Below are 18,293 nucleotides of genomic sequence, written 5' to 3' on the forward strand. Positions count from 1 at the left end.
ATGATTGGCATTCCATCAAACACACATAAAAAGGAGACAGTTCAAATCCTAGTTGTTGAAGATGAATATATTCTTGCCATCAACTTACAAGAAAGTTTAGAGTCTCTGGGATACACTGTTTTAGGCATCGCCGATTCTGCAGAAGAGGCAATTGAAAAAGCAACTGAGTCACGCCCAAACTTGATTTTAATGGATATCAGGTTACGCGGCGAAATGGACGGGATTCAAGCATCTGAGCAAATTTGGCGTAATTTGCAAATTCCTATTATATATCTTACAGGCCACTCGGATAAAAGTACCGTGGAGCGGGCAACACTAACATCACCCTTTGGGTATATTCTCAAACCCATCAAGGAACAAGAACTTTACGTTGCCATTCAAACAGCACTCAATCGCTACGATCGCGAGCAATTTTTGAGTTCTGTCCTTAGAGGAATGGGGGACGGTGTGATTGTAGTTGATCCTGAGTTGCGTGTAAAGTACCTAAATCAGGCAGGTGAAGCATTAACAGGGTGGCGATGGGATGAAGCCAAAGGACGGATCTTAACAGAGGTGTTCCGACTTATTGACGAACAAACTCAGATCCCTGCCCAAAATCCAATTCTCGCAGCCCTCCAACAAGAAACTACTATCTATCTAGGCAGTGAAATTTTACTAATTACCAGAGACGGGACAACTATACCAGTCGCTGATAGTGCTACTCCCCTCAGAGACAACAGTGGCATCATTACAGGAGCAGTATTAGTTTTTCGAGATGACACACAACGACGGCTCACCGAAGAACGCAATCTCGCAACCGAACGTGCCCAACAACTAGAAATTCAAGTGGCAGAACTCCAACGTCTGAACAAGTTGAAAGAGGATTTTCTCGCAACCACTTCTCATGAAATGCGAACGCCGTTGTCAAATATTAAAATGGCCATCTCCGCCCTAGAAAATATTCTCGATCGGCAGGGTAGCTTAAATTCAAACCCACTTTCTCCATCGGAATCTGTAGCCCGCTACTTAACTGTCCTGCGTGAGCAGTGCGAACAAGAACTGAATCTAGTAGACAATTTGCTGCATATTCGAATGATTGATGCAGATGTCTATCCATTGGAATTAACTTCAATTCAACTTCAACATTGGCTGCCTCACGTCGCCGAGTATTTTGAAGAAAGTGCGAAAGCTAGGGAACAGACTTTGGAAGTTAATATTGAGCCAAATTTACCACCTTTAGTTTCAGACTCGGCTAGCCTGACCGAAATTGTCTCAGAATTACTCAACAATGCTTGTAAATATACCCCGCCTGAAGGACAGATTAGAATGGATGTTCGGATAATCGACACCACAAAAAGTCTCATAAATGAGGATGCTGAATCTGGTATATTAGATAACCCTCAAGTCCCCTACTTTCAAATTATAATTAGTAATTCTGGGGTAATAATCCCCACAATAGAACAATCTCGAATCTTTGAGCCATTTTACCGAATTCCTCAGAGCGATCGCTGGCAACATGGCGGCACAGGATTAGGTTTAGCATTAGTAAAGAAGTTAGTAGAATATCTCCAAGGCAAAATTGAAGTTACTAGTTCTCATGGCTGGGCAACGTTCATAGTTCAACTGCCGTTAAGCCTGTGACTAGAGAGGCAGGGTGCGGGGAGGGTGGGAGGTATGGGGAGTGTGGGAAGATGAAGAATGGAACGGTCGAAATTAAAGAAGATGGAAGAAAAAGGGAAGAAGTATTTTAGAACTCATGAGGATTTAGCCATTTATCAATTAGCATTTGAAACAGCAATGCAAATTTTTGAATATTCTAAAAAGTTCCCAGTTGAAGAAAAATATTCATTAACTGACCAAATTCGTCGCTCCGACGCTCGAAGACTCGCTACCGCTTCGCTATCTCGCTCTGTCTGTGCAAATATGGCATAGGCTTGGAGAAAACGGCGATATAAAGCCGCTTTTGTCGCTAAACTGAATGATTGTGTTCGCGGAGCGTGTCGTAGACAGGCGGAGGCAGCAGAAACTCAAGTTTGGTTAAAGTTTGCTGTGAAATGTCAATATCTTACGGTCGAACAAGGAAGAGAACTCTACGCTCCTTACAATCAAGTCCTTAGTGGGTTAGTCAAGATGATTACCCATCCAGATGATTGGTTACTTGACTAAATTTCCACACCTCCCACACCTCCCACACCTCCCACACCTCCCACACCTCCCACACTCCCCACCCTATGAGCTACGGTGTACACACAAGTATAGTCCGCAAAGGTTTCAACCCTTTTAGCCCCGTAAATACCCGAATTTTGGGCAACTAGAAATTCCATTTACCCCGCTAATTTTAAGGTTAGGGCAACGAAACCAAGTTTTAGGTGGGATTTCAAGACTTGTGTGTACACCGTAGACCCTATGAGTGAGAAATTCGGGTTATCCTCTTCATTGACCGAGTTTACTGTTGGCTAAAGCTCAGGTTGCTCGATGGGAATTTCGATCGCAAACTCTGCTCCTTGCCCAACAGAAGAAGTGCAGGTAATATTTCCTCGGTGTTTTTGGACGATAATCTGATAGCTAATAGATAATCCTAGCCCGCTACCTTTACCCACAGGTTTTGTGGTAAAAAATGGGTCAAATAAACGCGATCGCACCGACTCTTCTATACCAGGACCATTATCTGCGATCACAATTTTGATCGTATTTAAGTCTGTCACCTCTGTGTGAATCCTAATTTGGGGAGTAGGGAAGAGCCACTGCGGGTTTGAGGTTTCTCCAAGTGCAGGAACTGGTGTGTCTCCCCAATTAGAGTGACTCCCGTCAAGTGGCATTTGAGAGTAACGATTAAAAGATTGATTCCCCGCTCCCCACTCCCCATTACCCCTTATTCCCAGAGGGGGCCCCACCTTCCCCATTCCCTCTTCTATTGCATCAATAGCATTATTCAATAAATGCATAAATACTTGGTTTAGTTCACTCGCATAGCAAGTAACTAGGGGCAAGTTACCATAATCTTTCACTACAATAATTGCGGGACGGTCTACTGCTTCTCTGAGTCGATGTTGTAACATCACCAGAGTGTTTTCGATGTCTTCATGGATATTTACCCGTTTTATCTCTGCTTCATCATGTCGAGAAAAGTGTTGTAGCGCCATGACAATTTCCCGAATGCGATCGGAGCCTCTATACATTGCACCTATGAGGTTTTGTAGATCGTTAATCACAAAATTCAGGTCTATATCTTTGGCTATTTGCTGAATTTTGAATGTAGGTTTTGGGTATTCTTGTTGATAAACTTCAATCAGATTCACTAGGTCTTGCACATATTGACCAGCATATTGGAGATTACCATAAATAAAACTGATGGGATTATTAATTTCATGAGCCAGCCCAGCCACTAGCTGCCCCAGCGCCACCATTTTTTCGTTTTGAATCTGTTGAACTTGAGCGGATTTTAAGTTGTCAAGAGCCTCTTGTAATAAAAAGTTTTTTTCTTGCAGTCTAACTTGAAGCAAACGTAAATTAATCTGATTTTCAATTCGCAACACAACCTCTGCCCCGTGAAAAGGTTTGGCAATATAATCTACACCACCAACATCAAAAGCTTTTACTTTATCCACAACATCATCCAGGGCGCTGATAAAAATTACTGGGACTTCACAAGTTTTATCGTCAGCCTTTAGTTGTTGACAAACTTGATATCCATCCATACCTGGCATGTTGATATCCAGCAAAATCACATCCGGCAAAACCATTTGACACGCAGTTAGTGCCATTTTACCGTTTAAAGCTTTGCGAACTTCAAAACCTTGTGCAGTCAACATTGCCGATAAAAGCCTCAAATTATCTGGGGTATCATCGACCACCAAAATATTTTTTTTATGATGGTTAGTTTGATTGAAATGCATTATGTATCAAAAGCTATGCTTGTAATGATTGAGGATAGTAAATGATTATTTAAAATTACCCTGATTTTTTTGCTCAATTTCACCAAAATATTTATATTTATAGTTTAACTCCCACAGTGGCTAGAGAGTTTTATAAACTACCAAACTATTGGCCAATTATGAGCGTGGGAATCTGATAGCCTGCTTATAGCAGCTTATCTAGATAGCCCACACAGATAATCTAGTCGAACGCCAACAATGAAATTTTTCCCAAGTGCTTAGTGGATAGCTACCATTGAGGTGAGGCGATAAGCAACTTAACAACCAATTGTTGTTCTATGGGTTCAGAAAACAGAAATCCTTGAGCAAAATTACAATTTAGACTTCTCAACTGGGCTAACTGTTCTTCTGTTTCGACACCTTCAGCGATCGCACTCATGCCCATTGAGTTGGCAATGCCAATCATTGCTGGTACTAACCCCATATTTTCTTTGTTATCCTGCATACGTTTGACGAAAGATTTATCAATTTTGAGGGCATTTAAAGGAAAGCTGTGCAGGTAACTTAAAGAGGAATATCCTGTACCAAAGTCATCCATAACTAACTTTATGTTTCGCTGTTTTAGTTGTTGAAAAATTATCTTAATTGCATTAGTATTTTCCATAATTACACTTTCTGTTATTTCTAATTCTAAATATGTAGGATTTATTTTAGTTTCATAAATAATTCTATCAATTTGTTCTACAAAATTGGGTTGTAAAAATAACCTAGCGCTCAAATTAACACTAATAGTTAGAGGTTCTGGTGTCACTGATTGATGTTGCCAGACGCTTAGTTGATTACAAGCTGACTGTAATACCCAAGTATTGATGGCATTAATTAAACCTGTTTCTTCTGCTACAGGAATAAATTCTGTAGGAGGAACTAGACCACGAATTGGATGTTGCCAGCGCACCAAGGCTTCAAATCCAGAAATTCTACCTGTAATTAGAGAAACAATTGGCTGATAATAAACGAGGAATTCTTGCCTTTCAACAGCCCTTCGTAGATCATTTTCTAACTCTAAAAGCTGAATAGCTTCCTGATGCATCGCTGGATTAAAAACATGATATTTGGCTCTTCCTTGAGCCTTAGCCCGATACATTGCCGTATCAGCATCCCGCAGCAAATACTCTGGCCGATCGTAATCTTTATTGCCCCAACTAATGCCAATACTGGCATTCATAAAGACTTCATATCTTGATAGTTTAAAAGCAAGTGATAGCTGTTTTAGAATCCTATCAGCAACTTGGATTGCTATATTGATATCCGTAATATTTTCTAAGAGAATTCCAAATTCATCACCACCCAATCGGGCTAGAGTATCAATAGGTATGAGACACGCTTGCAGGCGACGAGCGATAGAAATCAGCAATTCATCTCCTACCAAATGACCAAGCGAATCATTGACAACTTTGAAGCGATCGCAGTCTAAAAAAAGTACTGCAAACTGATAACTAGATTCTTGTTTTGCTCGATTGAGAGCATTATCTAGTTTTCTCATAAACAACACTCGGTTTGGTAATCCAGTCAGGGAATCATGCAGCGCTATATCTAATAGTTTACTTTGCAATTTCTGGCGGGAATTTATTTCTTTTTGAAGTTTTTGGAGAGCTTTTTCTAGCTCCTCAGTTCGCTGTGTTACCCGATGTTCCAATTCTACATTTAGTTTCAATATTTCTAATCGCGCTGACCTCAATGCCAGTTGATTTTTCACGCGGACTAAAACTTCTTGAAACTCAAAAGGTTTAGTGATGTAGTCTACACCGCCTACCTTAAAGGCTTTAACTTTGTCAAAAACATCATCTAAAGCGCTAATAAAAATTACCGGAATATCGGCTGTTAGCTCCCAAGCTTTAAATGCCTGACAAATTTCATAGCCATCTACTTCTGGCATCATAATATCGAGCAAAATCAGATCCGGCAATACTGTTTGAGTTGCTGTCAGTGCCATTTGCCAATTCAAGGCTTTACGAACGTTATACCCTTCCCTTGTCAATATTGAGGATAAAACCCGCAGGTTGTCCGCCATATCGTCAACGATCAAAATATCTTTTTTATTAGGGTCTAAATGCTCGTAATTCATTCTACGTTTGTTCTAGTCAATTCCATAATTTTCTCAAACTGGTAGTTATTTGCTAAATCCCTGAGAACTTGCGATACCTGGACATTATCTGAGGGAATTTGCTTGATTAACTCTAAAATCAATTCATCGCTACAGCTGGCTGCGGCATAGTGGATCTTTTGCAGCCACTCAGGTGGCATTTGTGATAAATAACTCAGGAGTTCAGCAACACTAACAAATATCTGTGTAGCTTGCTCGGCAACTGCTGTATTTAGGTTTTCTACTTGATTGGTATACTTTACACCCAGATGTTGGCTCAGTTTTTCCAATAATACTTCCTGTGTGAATGGCTTGCGAATAAAATCATCGCAGCCAATAGATAAAATCTTCTGGCGTTCTTCCTCAAAGGCGCTAGCAGTTAGAGCAATAACGATTGTGTGTTTATTCAAACAACCCTGCGCTGTCTCCAAGAAGTCGAAACAGGAAACTAGGGCTTTTGGCGATCGCAAAATGGCTGCACCAGAAGCATCACGATTCTGTTCTATAACACCAGCTATTTCTGGTGTGGAAGAAGCATTGTATATAGTTTTTAGAACTTCCTCCTCACCTGAATCGGTTAACCCTCCGTTCAGATACTGGCTCCCCGATGATGTCAGTCGTTTAAATTTTGGGAACCTCCGTAATCTATTGGCTGTCCCATACCCTACTTGTTTACCTTTAATTATTCTTGTAGCTTCGTAGCCATCCATGATCGGCATTCGCATATCCATAAAAATCAAGTTTGGTTGCCAAGATTCCCAATTACTAACTGCTTCCACACCATTTGTAGCTTCCCTAACTTCAAAGCCCAGAGATGTCAGAATTTTAACTAGCAGTAGACGGCTTTCTTTGGCATCATCAACCACTAAGATGCGGTATGCCTTTTCAGTCGGCGCTAAAGATAGAATTTGAGATTTAATTTGGTTTATCGGCATTTCTCTAGGACAAGCTAAAGCAATTTGAATATCAAAGGCAAATGTACTACCTATACCAGGAGTACTGCTGACTGTAATATCTCCCCCCATCAGTTGCACGTATTTACGGCTAATTGCTAAACCTAGTCCTGTTCCTTGTTGAGATTTTCTACCGATTTCAGTTTGCTCAAAAGCCTCAAACAGCAAACCAATTTCTTGTGGAGTTATACCGCAACCAGTGTCTTGTACCTCGAAGAAGAGGCGAGGGTTATAAGAAAGATTTTCTTCCTCCTGCTCCCATCTCAGCCGTAGAGTTACTCTGCCAATATCAGTAAATTTGATGGCATTCCCCAAGAGGTTGAGCAAGACTTGAAATAGTTTATTTTCATCGGTTTCTATGTACTGAGGAATGTCGTGTGCATACTCAAATACTATTTGTAAGCTCTTAGATGCAGCACGCAAATACAGCATCTCTTCTAAGTTATTCAATAGATGAATTAAGTCAAAGCTACTGCGATTTAATGTGATCCTCCCAGCTTCGATTTTAGACATTTCGAGAATGTCGTTAATTAAGTTAAGTAGATGTTCGCCAGCACGATTAATAATTGCCAAGTTTTCTTGATGTTCGCTAGATAGCGAATAATCTTGGCTCATAACTTGGGTGAAACCAAGAATGGCGTTGAGTGGGGTACGCAGTTCGTGGCTCATGTTCGCAAGGAATTCGCTTTTGGCGAGGTTGGCGGCGGCGCTTCGCGCTGCTTCCCGAATGGCTGCTTGTTGTTCCTGGGCGGCAATTTTTTGCGATTGAATTAGTTCTTCTTGGGTGGTTTGCAGTTGCTCAATCACTTGCTGGAACTCTTCAGTACGTTTTTTGACTTGAGCTTCTAAGGTGCGATTATATTCTGCTAATAAGTTTTCTGCTTGTTTGCGTTGGGTGATATCAAAAAAGGTAGCCATCGCAAAAGCCAAATTTCCCGATTCATCATAGATGGGATTACCCAAAACTTCAATGGGAATAATCTTGTCAACATGGCGAACTTCCATATCATCAATCCTGGTACTTTCTCCAAGCAATGCTCTCAAAATTGGTAGGCGATCGCTGGGGTAAAGTTCATCTGTCCCGGCAAGGTAAGCTTGATATACCTCTGACAATTGTTCGCCCCTAACTTCTGCGTAGACACATAGCGGCTTGTCGTTAGACATCGCTTCTTGACCAAGAATTTGCTGCCCAATATGATTTGTGTAATAAGGTTTACTTTCAGCATCTATGATAAATACACCTACTGGCATAGCTTCTAAAAATTGAGTTAGCCGACTCTGACTTTCAGATAAAGCTTCATTTAAAACTTGCATTTGAGCATTCTTTGCCTCCAAAACACTGAAGGATGCTTGCAGCTGCTTTGCCATAGTTTCAAATGACTTGGCTAGTTCTCCCAACTCATCGGAGCGCTGAATTTCTGGTGTTTGCTCCCATTCACCTTGAGCAATTTTTTTCGCTGATGTGTTTAATTGTAAAATCGGCTTAATTACCCAGCGAGCAGTTAAAATCCCGATTCTTGTAGCCACTAAAAAAGCAACCATGCACAGCAAAACGGTGATGCGGGTGTTTTCATTAATTTGCTCCATAAATTCGCCTTCAGGAATCACCGCCACAATTAGCCAATCTAAACCCAGTTCATCCTTCCAACTTTTTACTTGTACAAAATAACGCATTCCATCGGCGCTAAAAGTTAGCTGTTGCTTCCCCACAACAAACCCAAGACTACCAAAGCGTTTGATCAAAGACTGGGTTGTGAGCCTAATTAAAGAATTTCGACTTTCTAATGCTGTTCGACGTTTTATTTGACCATTAATGATGCTATATGGTGGTTCGGTAGAAGAAGCCACTATTAACCCAGAACGCTCTAGAATAAAAGTTTTACCCGATTGTTCGCTGTTTAATTTGGTTAAAAAGTTGCTGATTTGTGACAAAATTAAATCAACACTAATTACCCCAATAAGCTTGCGAGTCTTATCGTAAACAGGATAGCTGGAAGATATAGATAAAACTTCTGGTTTATCTTCCCATTGATAAATTTGACTCCAAACGGGTTTGCCTGCCTTGACTGCATCTGCATACCACGCTTCTACACGAGGATCGTAATCTTTAACTTGCTGAAGCTGGCGACGATTTCCCTTCAAGTCTGAATCATAAATATAAAGTTTCCCAATACCATGCTTTTGACTAACTTCATTAATCAACAGCTTGCCATTATCTAAACGTTCAATACCGATAAATTCCCCTTTGGGGTTGGCAAAGCTGTTGTAGCCAACATTGAAAACTTGCATTTGTTTCCAAAAGTAATTTCCGGTAGTTTTAAAGTCAAAAAGGTTGAGCATACCTAGCTCAACCGCATCTAAGTTAATTTGATTTATTTGCTTCGGAGTTGTTAAATAGTTATTAAGATGCTGTTCAATGCGATCGCAGATTTCATTTTCTAATTGGCTAGCAAGCTCTCTTACAGCTTTTTGTCCATTTTGATACGAAAGATAGCCCACAAGCCCCACCGCCCCGCAAATTTGCAATATAAAGGGGACAATCAGAACATACTTTAAGGGCATCCTGGCGTAAACTTTGCCAACCAAGTAATTAAGAGATTTGACGGACTGAAGTTTGGATAACATTGTTGTTTGATTTTTCCCCAGCATATACTTGGGGCATTTTGCTATGCCAGTTACATTTAATACCAAAAAAATTACGGTGTGTCATCACTTCGATCATGACATTTCTGAGAAAATTGAGTATAAAAAAGCATTAAAAATTTTGTTTGGATACTTGTCTGACTAGTTAAGTTTCTCCAACCTCCAATTTTAAAATTTTGCGTAGGCATAGATCATCGTAGACATCGCAACTTAATTCGCTCAGTTTTATCTATCTGGCAATGTATCAGTACATTTCCTCAGAACAACTGAAATTTAACCGATAAGCTACAGTATGCCATTCTAAAATTCAGGTTGCCATTAGCACCTAATCCTAAATTTAATTTCTAATTCCTGAGGTCTTGATTTTCCAGCCTCGAAACCTCTGGACTTACACAAAAACCTGTATTTAACTACAACAATTTTAAAATTGTCATGCAAATACATAGTAATAACAAAAAAATCCAAGAAAATTTACTTAGTGTTTTTTATTGTAAATAAATATTAATTTTAATATAGAGGTATGTCAACTTTATCACCGATTTGTAAAATTTTTCCGGCTGAGGATATGGGCAATTGAGTATTAACGCTCAATCTGTAAAAGTGATTAAAAGGCGATGAAGCAACCCAATTAGGCAGAGTTGCTTGCCTCTGGGTTGCAAAGATTTTTTGAAAATTTGGGTAAGCTTCGCCTAAGTAAGAATCGCGTGTTGGAACTATACAACGCTGGCATGGATTAACCCCAAAAAAATCTACATCTCCCACTCGAAAGGAGACTAAATCACCTTGTTCGCTAAATAGCCGATCTTCCCAAAATGCTGGTACACCATCAATCTCGATATTGGCACGTATTCGACGGCGCATTTCATCTACACTTAAACCGGGAAACCAAGAAGCTACTTCTGTCAAAGTTGCTGTACTAATTACCGTTGGGCCTGGCGAGTGTGTATCGTCAGGAAAGCCCATCAGAGAGTTTTTCCTGAATGTAACAGCAAACTCAAAATAATTACTCAAAGTTGCTTCTAGTGCTTGCCGTTCGTCATCTAGATGAAAAACTTGTTGTGAATCGCCGCCTGGGATTTGTAGCGAAATAGTTCTATTGAAAAGTGTAAATTGCACCCTTAGTAAATGGATTTTAGCATAACGCTTGCCATTGACAAATTTATCCCGCTCGTCAAAAATGGCAAACTCGCGGTCATGCTGTAGTGCGCCACTGGCAAGAACTCCAACCTTTTCAACTTCAACACCATCCAGTGATTTAACTGGATACAGTAAAATCTTGGCTAGGTAAGGCATCATAGCAATTTTAGATTAGGGGCTGCTAAATCACCAATCTAAAATTATTTTGTGATTTATGCACCTTACTAATTTTGTTAATTTATGGATACAGTGGCGATTTATCTATTCCTCCAACATGATTTAAAGTTTTCTTTTATTTTCTTCTGCAAGCTAGCTGATTGCTCAAGCAAAGAATGTAATAGTCCTAAATTCTTCTTGAGCAAAAGCATCAAGCTAGATTATCCGTTATGGAGTTGTTTGTGGATATGGTGGTACTTTATCTATTCCTCCAACATGATTTAGAGGCCAAAAACGAACTACAGCCCGTCCAATAATATTCTGGCGAGGGACAACACCCCAGCAGCGTCCATCATAACTATTGTTACGATTATCACCTAGTACTAAATATGAATCATCTGGTATGGTCTGGGGTTTTTCCAAAAAAGGTGGCTGTGGCCCTGATTGGCAAACATTAATAACTGTGCTTTGACCAGAACTGAGATAATTAGTTTCTGGAAGGGGTTTGTTGTTAATATAGACCTTGCCATCTCTAAGCTGTACTTGTTCTCCAGGTAAGCCAATTACTCTTTTAATAAAAGCATCCTGGTATTGTTCTTTTTGCAACTCTTTTGTGGGTGAAAATACTACGATATCTCCACGCTGCGGGTCAGCAAATTTATATTTCAACTTATCGACAATGATTTTGTCTGCTTCCCACTGGTTTGGCGTACCATGCAGAGTGGGTTCCATTGACCCAGAAGGAATCCAGCGTGCTTCAGCAACAAAGGTACGAATTCCCAGAGCTAGAACAATACTCAATACAATTGTTCTACCTAGCTCTGCGATCCAGGAATTATCGGGTTGTTGACTAGAGTTGTTATCAGACACTTGATTTTGCATGAAATTACTTAACTGAAGGAAAGATGTAGGTAATTAACTCGCCTAGTAAGACTTTATCTGTTAATCTTAACGGGAAAATTTTAATTTCCTGGTGATGTTCGCATCTTGACTACCAATTTTAGATTATTGATAAATGGGGTTCTTCATAGATTAAAAATAAACTTTTTTTTAAGGGTCAGCAAAAAAATTAACACTCAGAGCGCGACTAAGTTTAACCTAAAAGCATAGTTATCTGTAATATATAGCTCCCTGCCTAAAAAAGTTAGCCTTATGTCATCTCCACAAATTTTACTGATCCGTCGCGCTCGCATAGTCTTACCCAATGGTGAACTGATGATTGGGGATGTGTTAACGCGCGATCGCCAAATAGTTGAAGTTGCGCCAGAAATTTCCCAAACAGCAGTAGTCACTGAAATTGACGCAGAAGGGTTAACTTTGTTGCCGGGAGTTATCGATCCGCAGGTGCATTTCCGGGAACCTGGACTAGAACACAAGGAAGATTTATTCACCGCCAGTTGTGCTTGCGCTAAAGGTGGAGTCACTTCTTTTTTAGAAATGCCTAATACGCGCCCCTTGACAACGACACAGCAGGCTTTAGACGACAAACTACAACGCGCCTCACAAAAGTCCTTGGTTAATTATGGCTTTTTTATTGGGGCAACAGCAGAGAATCTCCCAGACTTACTTTTGGCCAAGCCAACACCGGGAATTAAGATTTTTATGGGGTCGATGCACGGTCAGTTGCTAGTTGATGGTGAAACAGCACTGGAGACGATATTTGCTAAAGGCGATCGCTTGATTGCTGTTCATGCCGAAGACCAAGCTAGAATCAACCAACGTCGCCAAGAATTTGCCAACATTCACGATCCAGCTGTTCACTCACAAATTCAAGATAATCAAGCGGCTTTATTGGCAACCCAACTGGCCTTAAAACTTTCTCAAAAATATCACCGTCGTCTGCATATTCTCCACATGTCAACAGCCGAAGAAGCAGATTTGCTGCGTCAAGAGAAACCTAGTTGGGTGACAGCAGAGGTAACGCCACAGCATTTGGTATTGAACACCAGTGCTTATGAAAAGATTGGTACTTTAGCACAGATGAATCCACCTTTGCGATCGCCCCACGATAACGAAGTCCTTTGGCAAGCTTTGCGCGATGGCGTGATTGATTTCATCGCTACAGATCACGCACCCCACACCTTAGAAGAAAAAGCTCAAGAATACCCCAATACTCCTTCAGGAATGCCTGGGGTGGAAACTTCCCTAGCTTTGATGTTAACTGCGGCAATGGAGGGAAAGTGTACTGTTTCCCAAGTTGTCAACTGGATGTCTAAGAATGTAGCTGTGGCTTATGGTATTCCCAATAAAGGAGCGATCGCACCTGGTTATGATGCCGATTTAGTGCTTGTAGATTTAAATACATACCGTCCAGTGCGGCGTGAGGAACTTTTAACCAAATGCCATTGGAGTCCATTTGAAGGCTGGAACCTCACCGGCTGGGCTACAACTACCATTGTCGGCGGTGAGATAGTTTATGATAAAGGCCAAGTAAATACGCAAGTACGGGGTCAAGCTTTAACTTTCTTATAGCAAATATTTATTTAAGCTTACGTAGTAGACAGATAATTATCCATCAAAGCCATACTTGAGTAAGCAAGATTTTCATCTATCCACAGTCAAGACTAGACCAATGCGGTTTGGTTAAAGCTAAAAGATGAAAATCTTTGTTTTTCCTTCTTTACCCTTTTAACCAAAGGGTATTGACTTGTTGCTGTATCAGAAATTGCAACATGAAACTCTGAATTTATTTATAAGTGTTTGAAGTCAAATCTTCAATAACTTGCTCCTTACGGCTATAAGATTACCTATTTAATCTTCATTTTCCCTACTTGGTGTGCCTTCTTTAACGAGACGTTGCGCGTACCTTTATGGGAAAGCAAGATATACGTAGTGTCTCTTTGTGAAGGCGGTTCGTTAAATCTTACAGTTGGATAGGAGTAAACAAAATGAAACATATATGGTCTTTATCCAGGTCATGTATTTCTCATAAACTATGCCCGAAAAGATAATCAGAGAAATAATTAAGGAGAATTGCTATGTCATTCAAAATTTTAGCTTTAGATGGTGGCGGTATTCGGGGAGTTGTTGCAGCCCGAATGCTTAAACAAATAGAACAAGAAATTAGAAATCAGGGTAAAGGGAACTTCTTACACGAATACTTTGACCTCATTGCTGGCACTTCTACTGGTTCAATATTGACAGGGGGGATTGCTGTAGGAAAGACAAGTGATGAACTTATTAAAATGTATATAGATAAAGGTAAAGATATCTTTCCGGCGAATAGAAAAGAACTCTATAAAAATTTGCCGTCCGTCATCAAATCAATTCTTGATGTATTTTCAGCATCTAAATATTCTCATGATGGAATTATTAGTGTCCTCAAAGATGCTTATAAATATACAAGAATAAAAGATGTTGAAAAACCTATTATCTTGATTTTGGCTTACGATACGCTATATCGCAATACAACCTTTTTTACAAACTGTCATCCTGATTTAGGAGACAGATGGTACGATGACTGTTATTTATGGGAGATATGTACTGCTTCTGCCTCTGCACCTACTTTTTTTCCGCCATATAAATTAGAACCTGTAGATAAAGAAAAATTTGGCGATTGGGAATTTCCACACATTGATGGAGGAGTTTCTGCTAACAATCCCTGTCTCGCAGCTTTGAGTTTAGTTATGAGGATCAGCCAGTCTTCAGTATCTCCAGAGATTAAGCAAAAATATAAACTAAATAATCTGCAATTGGAAGATATTTCTATCCTTTCTATTGGCACAGGTCAAACTGGTGAACCATATCAATATAAGCAAATAAGTAAATGGAAAGGCTTAGACTGGGTACAAAATTTGACTAATATTTTTATGGAACCTACATCTGAGATTGATAGCACAATTTGCCGACAAATAATGGGTGGATACGAGTCTAAACGTTACTTGCGTCTTCAGTTTGAATTAAATGAGACATTTAAACCCAAGCCAAAAGAAACTTATAAAGATCCTCGGATTGTATTACCTCCAGAAGATCGAAAAAACCGATTTACAGGCAAAAAAGTTACTCAAGAAATAGATAATACTAGTCCAGAGATTATTCAGCAGTTAATAGATACTACCTCAGCATTCATCGATCAAGGTCTTACGTACTATACCAGAGATGACTCTGGCTTACCGATAAAAAAGGCGATCGCTTCTTTCATTAGAGAAAACTAGTACATCCACGTAGATATATTAATGTCAACTAACATAGGATAAAACATCTCGTATTTCTACATAAATATCGTAGAAATACGAGATGTTTTATTTAAAGCTGCTATCAGTGATAATTACAGATGTCAACCGAAGAATTTATTGGTATTTACAATTACTTAAATTAATTTTTTAACTATTAGAGAAATCAGTATTATTGTGTATATATTGTGACTTTAATTCGGGTATATTGAGTATAAGGAAAAGTTAGATAACTTCTAGATAGCTTGATGTTTTTTAACTTTTTTTACTAGCTTTGACTGCTAAATAATCCAGATTTGTTCTCTTAATGAGAGTAGAGAACTAATCAGGTTAAATCAAGCTGACTAAGTGCTGCAAAAACTCTCATTTAACCCAACAGCAGTTTACCTTTTCTTAATTCATACACTATCTAAATCAGTTTTTTAACTGATTATTGCAGTAATAAAGCTGCTGTTACAAAATTTTTTCACTTATTTTGGATTGAGATAACAATGTTAGTGATTTACAGTGGTGAGCGTGGTAGTGGCAGATAGAAGGAGTGTGAAGTTCTCCCTCAACTATTAGCAAAAATTTTTTAGTGTTGCGATCTAAAAAAGTGAAATCTCTTGTACTTCGGTCGGGATATGAGCTTATATAGCAGCAATGGCTTCGCTAAGGGCGCAATTGAATGGTATAAGTTCGATTTGACGAGTACCCCCATCCCCATAAGTCAAACTCACACTTAGATAACTATCTGGTTTGTAGGGCAATCGTTCTGCCCATTCAACTGCCACAATTCCTGATATGACCTCAATACCTTCCCAATAACTTTCTAAATTTAGGGCTGCAACTTCTTGTGGTTCTAAGCGATATAAATCTAGGTGGTAAAGGGGGAGCCGTCCTTCTGTGTACTCATTAATTAGGGTGAAAGTGGGACTGACAATAGATTCAGCAATTCCCAAACCCTTACCAATACCTTGAACTAAGGTAGTTTTACCAGCGCCTAAATCACCTTCTAGTAAAATTACACTGCCAGCAGTCAGGGATTGACCGAGAGTAATACCTAAGCGTAACGTCGCCTCTGTATCTGCAAGAAAAATTTTCATAACCGAGTCAAGACGTGATATTTCTCCTTTTTCCATGATGACCTCTACCGTACCACCGCAACAACACTTGTGCTAGTTTCTGCGGATTGTGACGGACAAAACCCGTTTCATCTTCATATAAAACATTAGCTGCAACAATCCTTCGTCCTAGCTGAGTTACGGCTTCTCTATCTAGGAAAACTGGATGGGAATTTTGTTCGGCGTACCGGATAAGTGATTGCTCTGATGGGGATTTTTTGTGAATTAGCACAGCATCAAATAGCTGTCTTTCCCCACAAGCAGCATCAATTGATCTAATGTGGTCTGCAACAGTGTAGCCTTCAGTTTCTCCTGGCTGAGTCATTATATTGCAGATATAAATACGGGGGGCATCTGTTTGAGCGATCGCATCGGCAATTTCTGGTACTAATAAATTAGGAATGAGACTTGTATAAAGACTACCTGGCCCAATAATGATGTAATCAGCTTCTTTAATTGCCTTAATCGCTGCTGGCACTGCCGGAGGATTATCAGGAATACAGCCAATTTTGACAATTTTCCCACCAGCTTTAGGAATACTAGACTCGCCCTCAATGCGGCGACCATCGGTTAATTCAGCCCAGAGGCGAACATCACTCAGAGTTGCTGGTAGTACTTGTCCCCGTACCGCTAGCACCTTAGAACTGGCTGCAACTGCTTGTTCTAAATCTCCAGTAATATCACTCATTGCCGTTAAAAACAAATTGCCAAAACTGTGACCTGTTAACCCATCTCCAGCCCGAAAACGGTATTGAAACAATTCTGTTAATAACTTTTCTTCATCTGCTAGTGCAGCCAAACAATTGCGAATATCCCCTGGTGGTAACACTCCAAATTCTTGACGCAACCGCCCAGAAGATCCACCATCATCGGCAACAGTGACAATAGCAGTAATATTAGCGCTGTAGGTTTTTAGTCCCCTCAACAACGTAGAAAGCCCCGTACCACCACCAATTACTACTATTTTCGGGCCTCGGTACAGTCGATGATGCGCAAGCAAGACATCAATGAGTTCTTCTCCGCCTTCTGCCCTTAGTACCTTAGTAATTGAGCCAACAGTGCGAGTTTGTCCCCAAAGCACTAACAGCAATCCCCCAAGCAGCACCAAAGGCCCACTGATATAGTTGGGTAATATGTTGGTGATTACTCCAAGGAAACCCCTAAACAACTCGATCATCCAAAAAATTGGGGTCAGCTTGATCCAAATAGCTAACCCCAAACTCGCCAGCAGTACACCCCCAATACTTATCAACAACCAACGTTTTACCGATAGTCCAGGGGATAACCATTTGAACCACTGGTTAACCCGATAGGAAGTTCGAGAACGCGACTGCTTTTGCAGGGCGTTGAGGGCTTGTCTGAGAAAACCAATTGACATACCTGATTTACAGCAGTGCTACAAACAATAATTAACAGAAAATGTACACCACTTGGTTTTTAACACTAGGCGTGAAACTATTATATTTGTCAATTCCATTAGACTAAGAGCAAGTGGTCAAGATTGCCAGTAATCCTAGTTAAACAATACCCCGGTTTAGTAAAAGTGAATTGAATGGAAAAACGAATTTTAGGATTAGATCCAGGACTGGCAACTTTAGGGTTTGGGGTAATTACCTGCACACAAATTGCCAAAAAGATGCCAGAAACTGCAGTAAATATGCTGGATTTCGGGGTAATTAAAACGTCAGCAGATGTAGAAATGGGACTGAGGCTATGTACCTTGTTTGATGATTTACACACTGTGATGGAGGAATTTCAACCAGATTTGGTTGCGATCGAGAAACTATTCTTCTATCGGATGTCAAGTACAATTTTGGTTGCACAGGCGCGGGGTGTATTAATTTTGGTGTTGGGCCAGCGTCGTCTTCCTTATGTAGAGTTTACTCCGGCTCAAATTAAGCAAGCTTTAACAGGATATGGCAATGCAGATAAGTTAGATGTGCAAGAGGCGGTAGCACGGGAGTTAGATTTAGATGAAATTCCCAAGCCAGATGATGCTGCTGATGCTTTGGCAGTGGCTTTGACGGCTTCTTATCAACTGTAGGTTTTGTACGCAAACAATAAAGTTCTTTACTAACTGTCACAGAGTAAAAATACTTAATATTTTTTGTATTTGAGAATAGGTAACTGTA

Annotated in this window: 12 protein-coding genes and 1 pseudogene; 5 read left to right on the forward strand and 8 right to left on the reverse strand. The window is 40.0% G+C overall.

From position 1 onward, the window contains the following. Together FBB35_RS33195 and FBB35_RS33200 are read left to right on the forward strand one after the other, a co-directional pair. Nucleotides 1-1,620, forward strand: coding sequence for a response regulator (locus tag FBB35_RS33195; RefSeq protein WP_174713373.1), 1,620 nt, complete (start codon nucleotides 1-3; stop codon nucleotides 1,618-1,620). Nucleotides 1,621-1,701: 81 nt separating this feature from the next. Continuing rightward, nucleotides 1,702-2,145, forward strand: a pseudogene (locus FBB35_RS33200) (four helix bundle protein). On the opposite strand, the gene FBB35_RS33205 reads toward FBB35_RS33200, so the two are convergent. The 6 genes from FBB35_RS33205 to lepB form a co-directional block, all read right to left on the reverse strand. Next, nucleotides 2,142-2,303, reverse strand: a complete 162-nt coding sequence (locus tag FBB35_RS33205) for a hypothetical protein (RefSeq protein WP_174713374.1) — start codon at nucleotides 2,301-2,303, stop codon at nucleotides 2,142-2,144. The pseudogene FBB35_RS33200 and the gene FBB35_RS33205 overlap by 4 nt on opposite strands. 132 nt (nucleotides 2,304-2,435) lie before the next feature. Next, the gene (locus FBB35_RS33210; protein WP_174713375.1) at nucleotides 2,436-3,875 is read right to left on the reverse strand and encodes a response regulator; all 1,440 of its coding nucleotides are present in this window, start codon (nucleotides 3,873-3,875) and stop codon (nucleotides 2,436-2,438) included. A 268-nt stretch (nucleotides 3,876-4,143) separates the two neighbouring features. Continuing rightward, nucleotides 4,144-5,979, reverse strand: coding sequence for a GGDEF domain-containing response regulator (locus FBB35_RS33215; protein ID WP_174713376.1), 1,836 nt, complete (start codon nucleotides 5,977-5,979; stop codon nucleotides 4,144-4,146). Then, a complete protein-coding gene (locus tag FBB35_RS33220) occupies nucleotides 5,976-9,575 on the reverse strand; it encodes an ATP-binding protein (protein WP_174713377.1) in 3,600 nt (1,199 codons plus the stop codon). The genes FBB35_RS33215 and FBB35_RS33220 overlap by 4 nt, the downstream gene beginning before the upstream one ends. A gap of 525 nt (nucleotides 9,576-10,100) precedes the next feature. Beyond that, on the reverse strand, nucleotides 10,101-10,886 hold the full coding sequence (locus FBB35_RS33225; RefSeq protein ID WP_174713858.1) for an MOSC domain-containing protein: 786 nt from the start codon (nucleotides 10,884-10,886) through the stop codon (nucleotides 10,101-10,103). Between the two features lie 228 nt (nucleotides 10,887-11,114). After that, a complete protein-coding gene (gene lepB, locus FBB35_RS33230; protein ID WP_174713378.1) occupies nucleotides 11,115-11,768 on the reverse strand; it encodes a signal peptidase I in 654 nt (217 codons plus the stop codon). Nucleotides 11,769-12,038: 270 nt separating this feature from the next. On the opposite strand from lepB, the gene FBB35_RS33235 reads away from it, so the two are divergent. Next, nucleotides 12,039-13,358, forward strand: coding sequence for a dihydroorotase (locus FBB35_RS33235; protein WP_174713379.1), 1,320 nt, complete (start codon nucleotides 12,039-12,041; stop codon nucleotides 13,356-13,358). A gap of 506 nt (nucleotides 13,359-13,864) precedes the next feature. Further along, nucleotides 13,865-15,040: a patatin-like phospholipase family protein gene (locus FBB35_RS33240; RefSeq protein ID WP_174713380.1), complete on the forward strand. Its 1,176-nt coding sequence runs from the start codon at nucleotides 13,865-13,867 to the stop codon at nucleotides 15,038-15,040. Between the two features lie 647 nt (nucleotides 15,041-15,687). Here the strand turns inward: FBB35_RS33240 and tsaE are convergent. After that, nucleotides 15,688-16,143, reverse strand: coding sequence for a tRNA (adenosine(37)-N6)-threonylcarbamoyltransferase complex ATPase subunit type 1 TsaE (gene tsaE, locus FBB35_RS33245; protein WP_174713859.1), 456 nt, complete (start codon nucleotides 16,141-16,143; stop codon nucleotides 15,688-15,690). A 7-nt stretch (nucleotides 16,144-16,150) separates the two neighbouring features. Continuing rightward, nucleotides 16,151-17,539: a gluconeogenesis factor YvcK family protein gene (gene yvcK / locus FBB35_RS33250; protein ID WP_174713381.1), complete on the reverse strand. Its 1,389-nt coding sequence runs from the start codon at nucleotides 17,537-17,539 to the stop codon at nucleotides 16,151-16,153. Between the two features lie 174 nt (nucleotides 17,540-17,713). On the opposite strand from yvcK, the gene ruvC reads away from it, so the two are divergent. Next, a complete protein-coding gene (gene ruvC, locus FBB35_RS33255) occupies nucleotides 17,714-18,205 on the forward strand; it encodes a crossover junction endodeoxyribonuclease RuvC (RefSeq protein ID WP_174713382.1) in 492 nt (163 codons plus the stop codon). Nucleotides 18,206-18,293: the final 88 nt, after the last annotated feature.

Origin of the sequence: Nostoc sp. TCL240-02, assembly GCF_013343235.1 — a bacterium.
Classification (GTDB): domain Bacteria; phylum Cyanobacteriota; class Cyanobacteriia; order Cyanobacteriales; family Nostocaceae; genus Nostoc.

Coding starts and splice junctions, on each gene's coding strand:
- tsaE (WP_174713859.1), bottom strand. CDS start 16,143: ATGAAAATTTTTCTTGCAGATACAGAGGCGACGTTACGCTTAGGTATT.
- FBB35_RS33215 (WP_174713376.1), bottom strand. CDS start 5,979: ATGAATTACGAGCATTTAGACCCTAATAAAAAAGATATTTTGATCGTT.
- FBB35_RS33225 (WP_174713858.1), bottom strand. CDS start 10,886: ATGCCTTACCTAGCCAAGATTTTACTGTATCCAGTTAAATCACTGGAT.
- FBB35_RS33195 (WP_174713373.1), top strand. CDS start 1: ATGATTGGCATTCCATCAAACACACATAAAAAGGAGACAGTTCAAATC.
- yvcK (WP_174713381.1), bottom strand. CDS start 17,539: ATGTCAATTGGTTTTCTCAGACAAGCCCTCAACGCCCTGCAAAAGCAG.
- FBB35_RS33220 (WP_174713377.1), bottom strand. CDS start 9,575: ATGTTATCCAAACTTCAGTCCGTCAAATCTCTTAATTACTTGGTTGGC.
- ruvC (WP_174713382.1), top strand. CDS start 17,714: ATGGAAAAACGAATTTTAGGATTAGATCCAGGACTGGCAACTTTAGGG.
- FBB35_RS33240 (WP_174713380.1), top strand. CDS start 13,865: ATGTCATTCAAAATTTTAGCTTTAGATGGTGGCGGTATTCGGGGAGTT.
- FBB35_RS33205 (WP_174713374.1), bottom strand. CDS start 2,303: ATGGAATTTCTAGTTGCCCAAAATTCGGGTATTTACGGGGCTAAAAGG.
- lepB (WP_174713378.1), bottom strand. CDS start 11,768: ATGCAAAATCAAGTGTCTGATAACAACTCTAGTCAACAACCCGATAAT.
- FBB35_RS33210 (WP_174713375.1), bottom strand. CDS start 3,875: ATGCATTTCAATCAAACTAACCATCATAAAAAAAATATTTTGGTGGTC.
- FBB35_RS33235 (WP_174713379.1), top strand. CDS start 12,039: ATGTCATCTCCACAAATTTTACTGATCCGTCGCGCTCGCATAGTCTTA.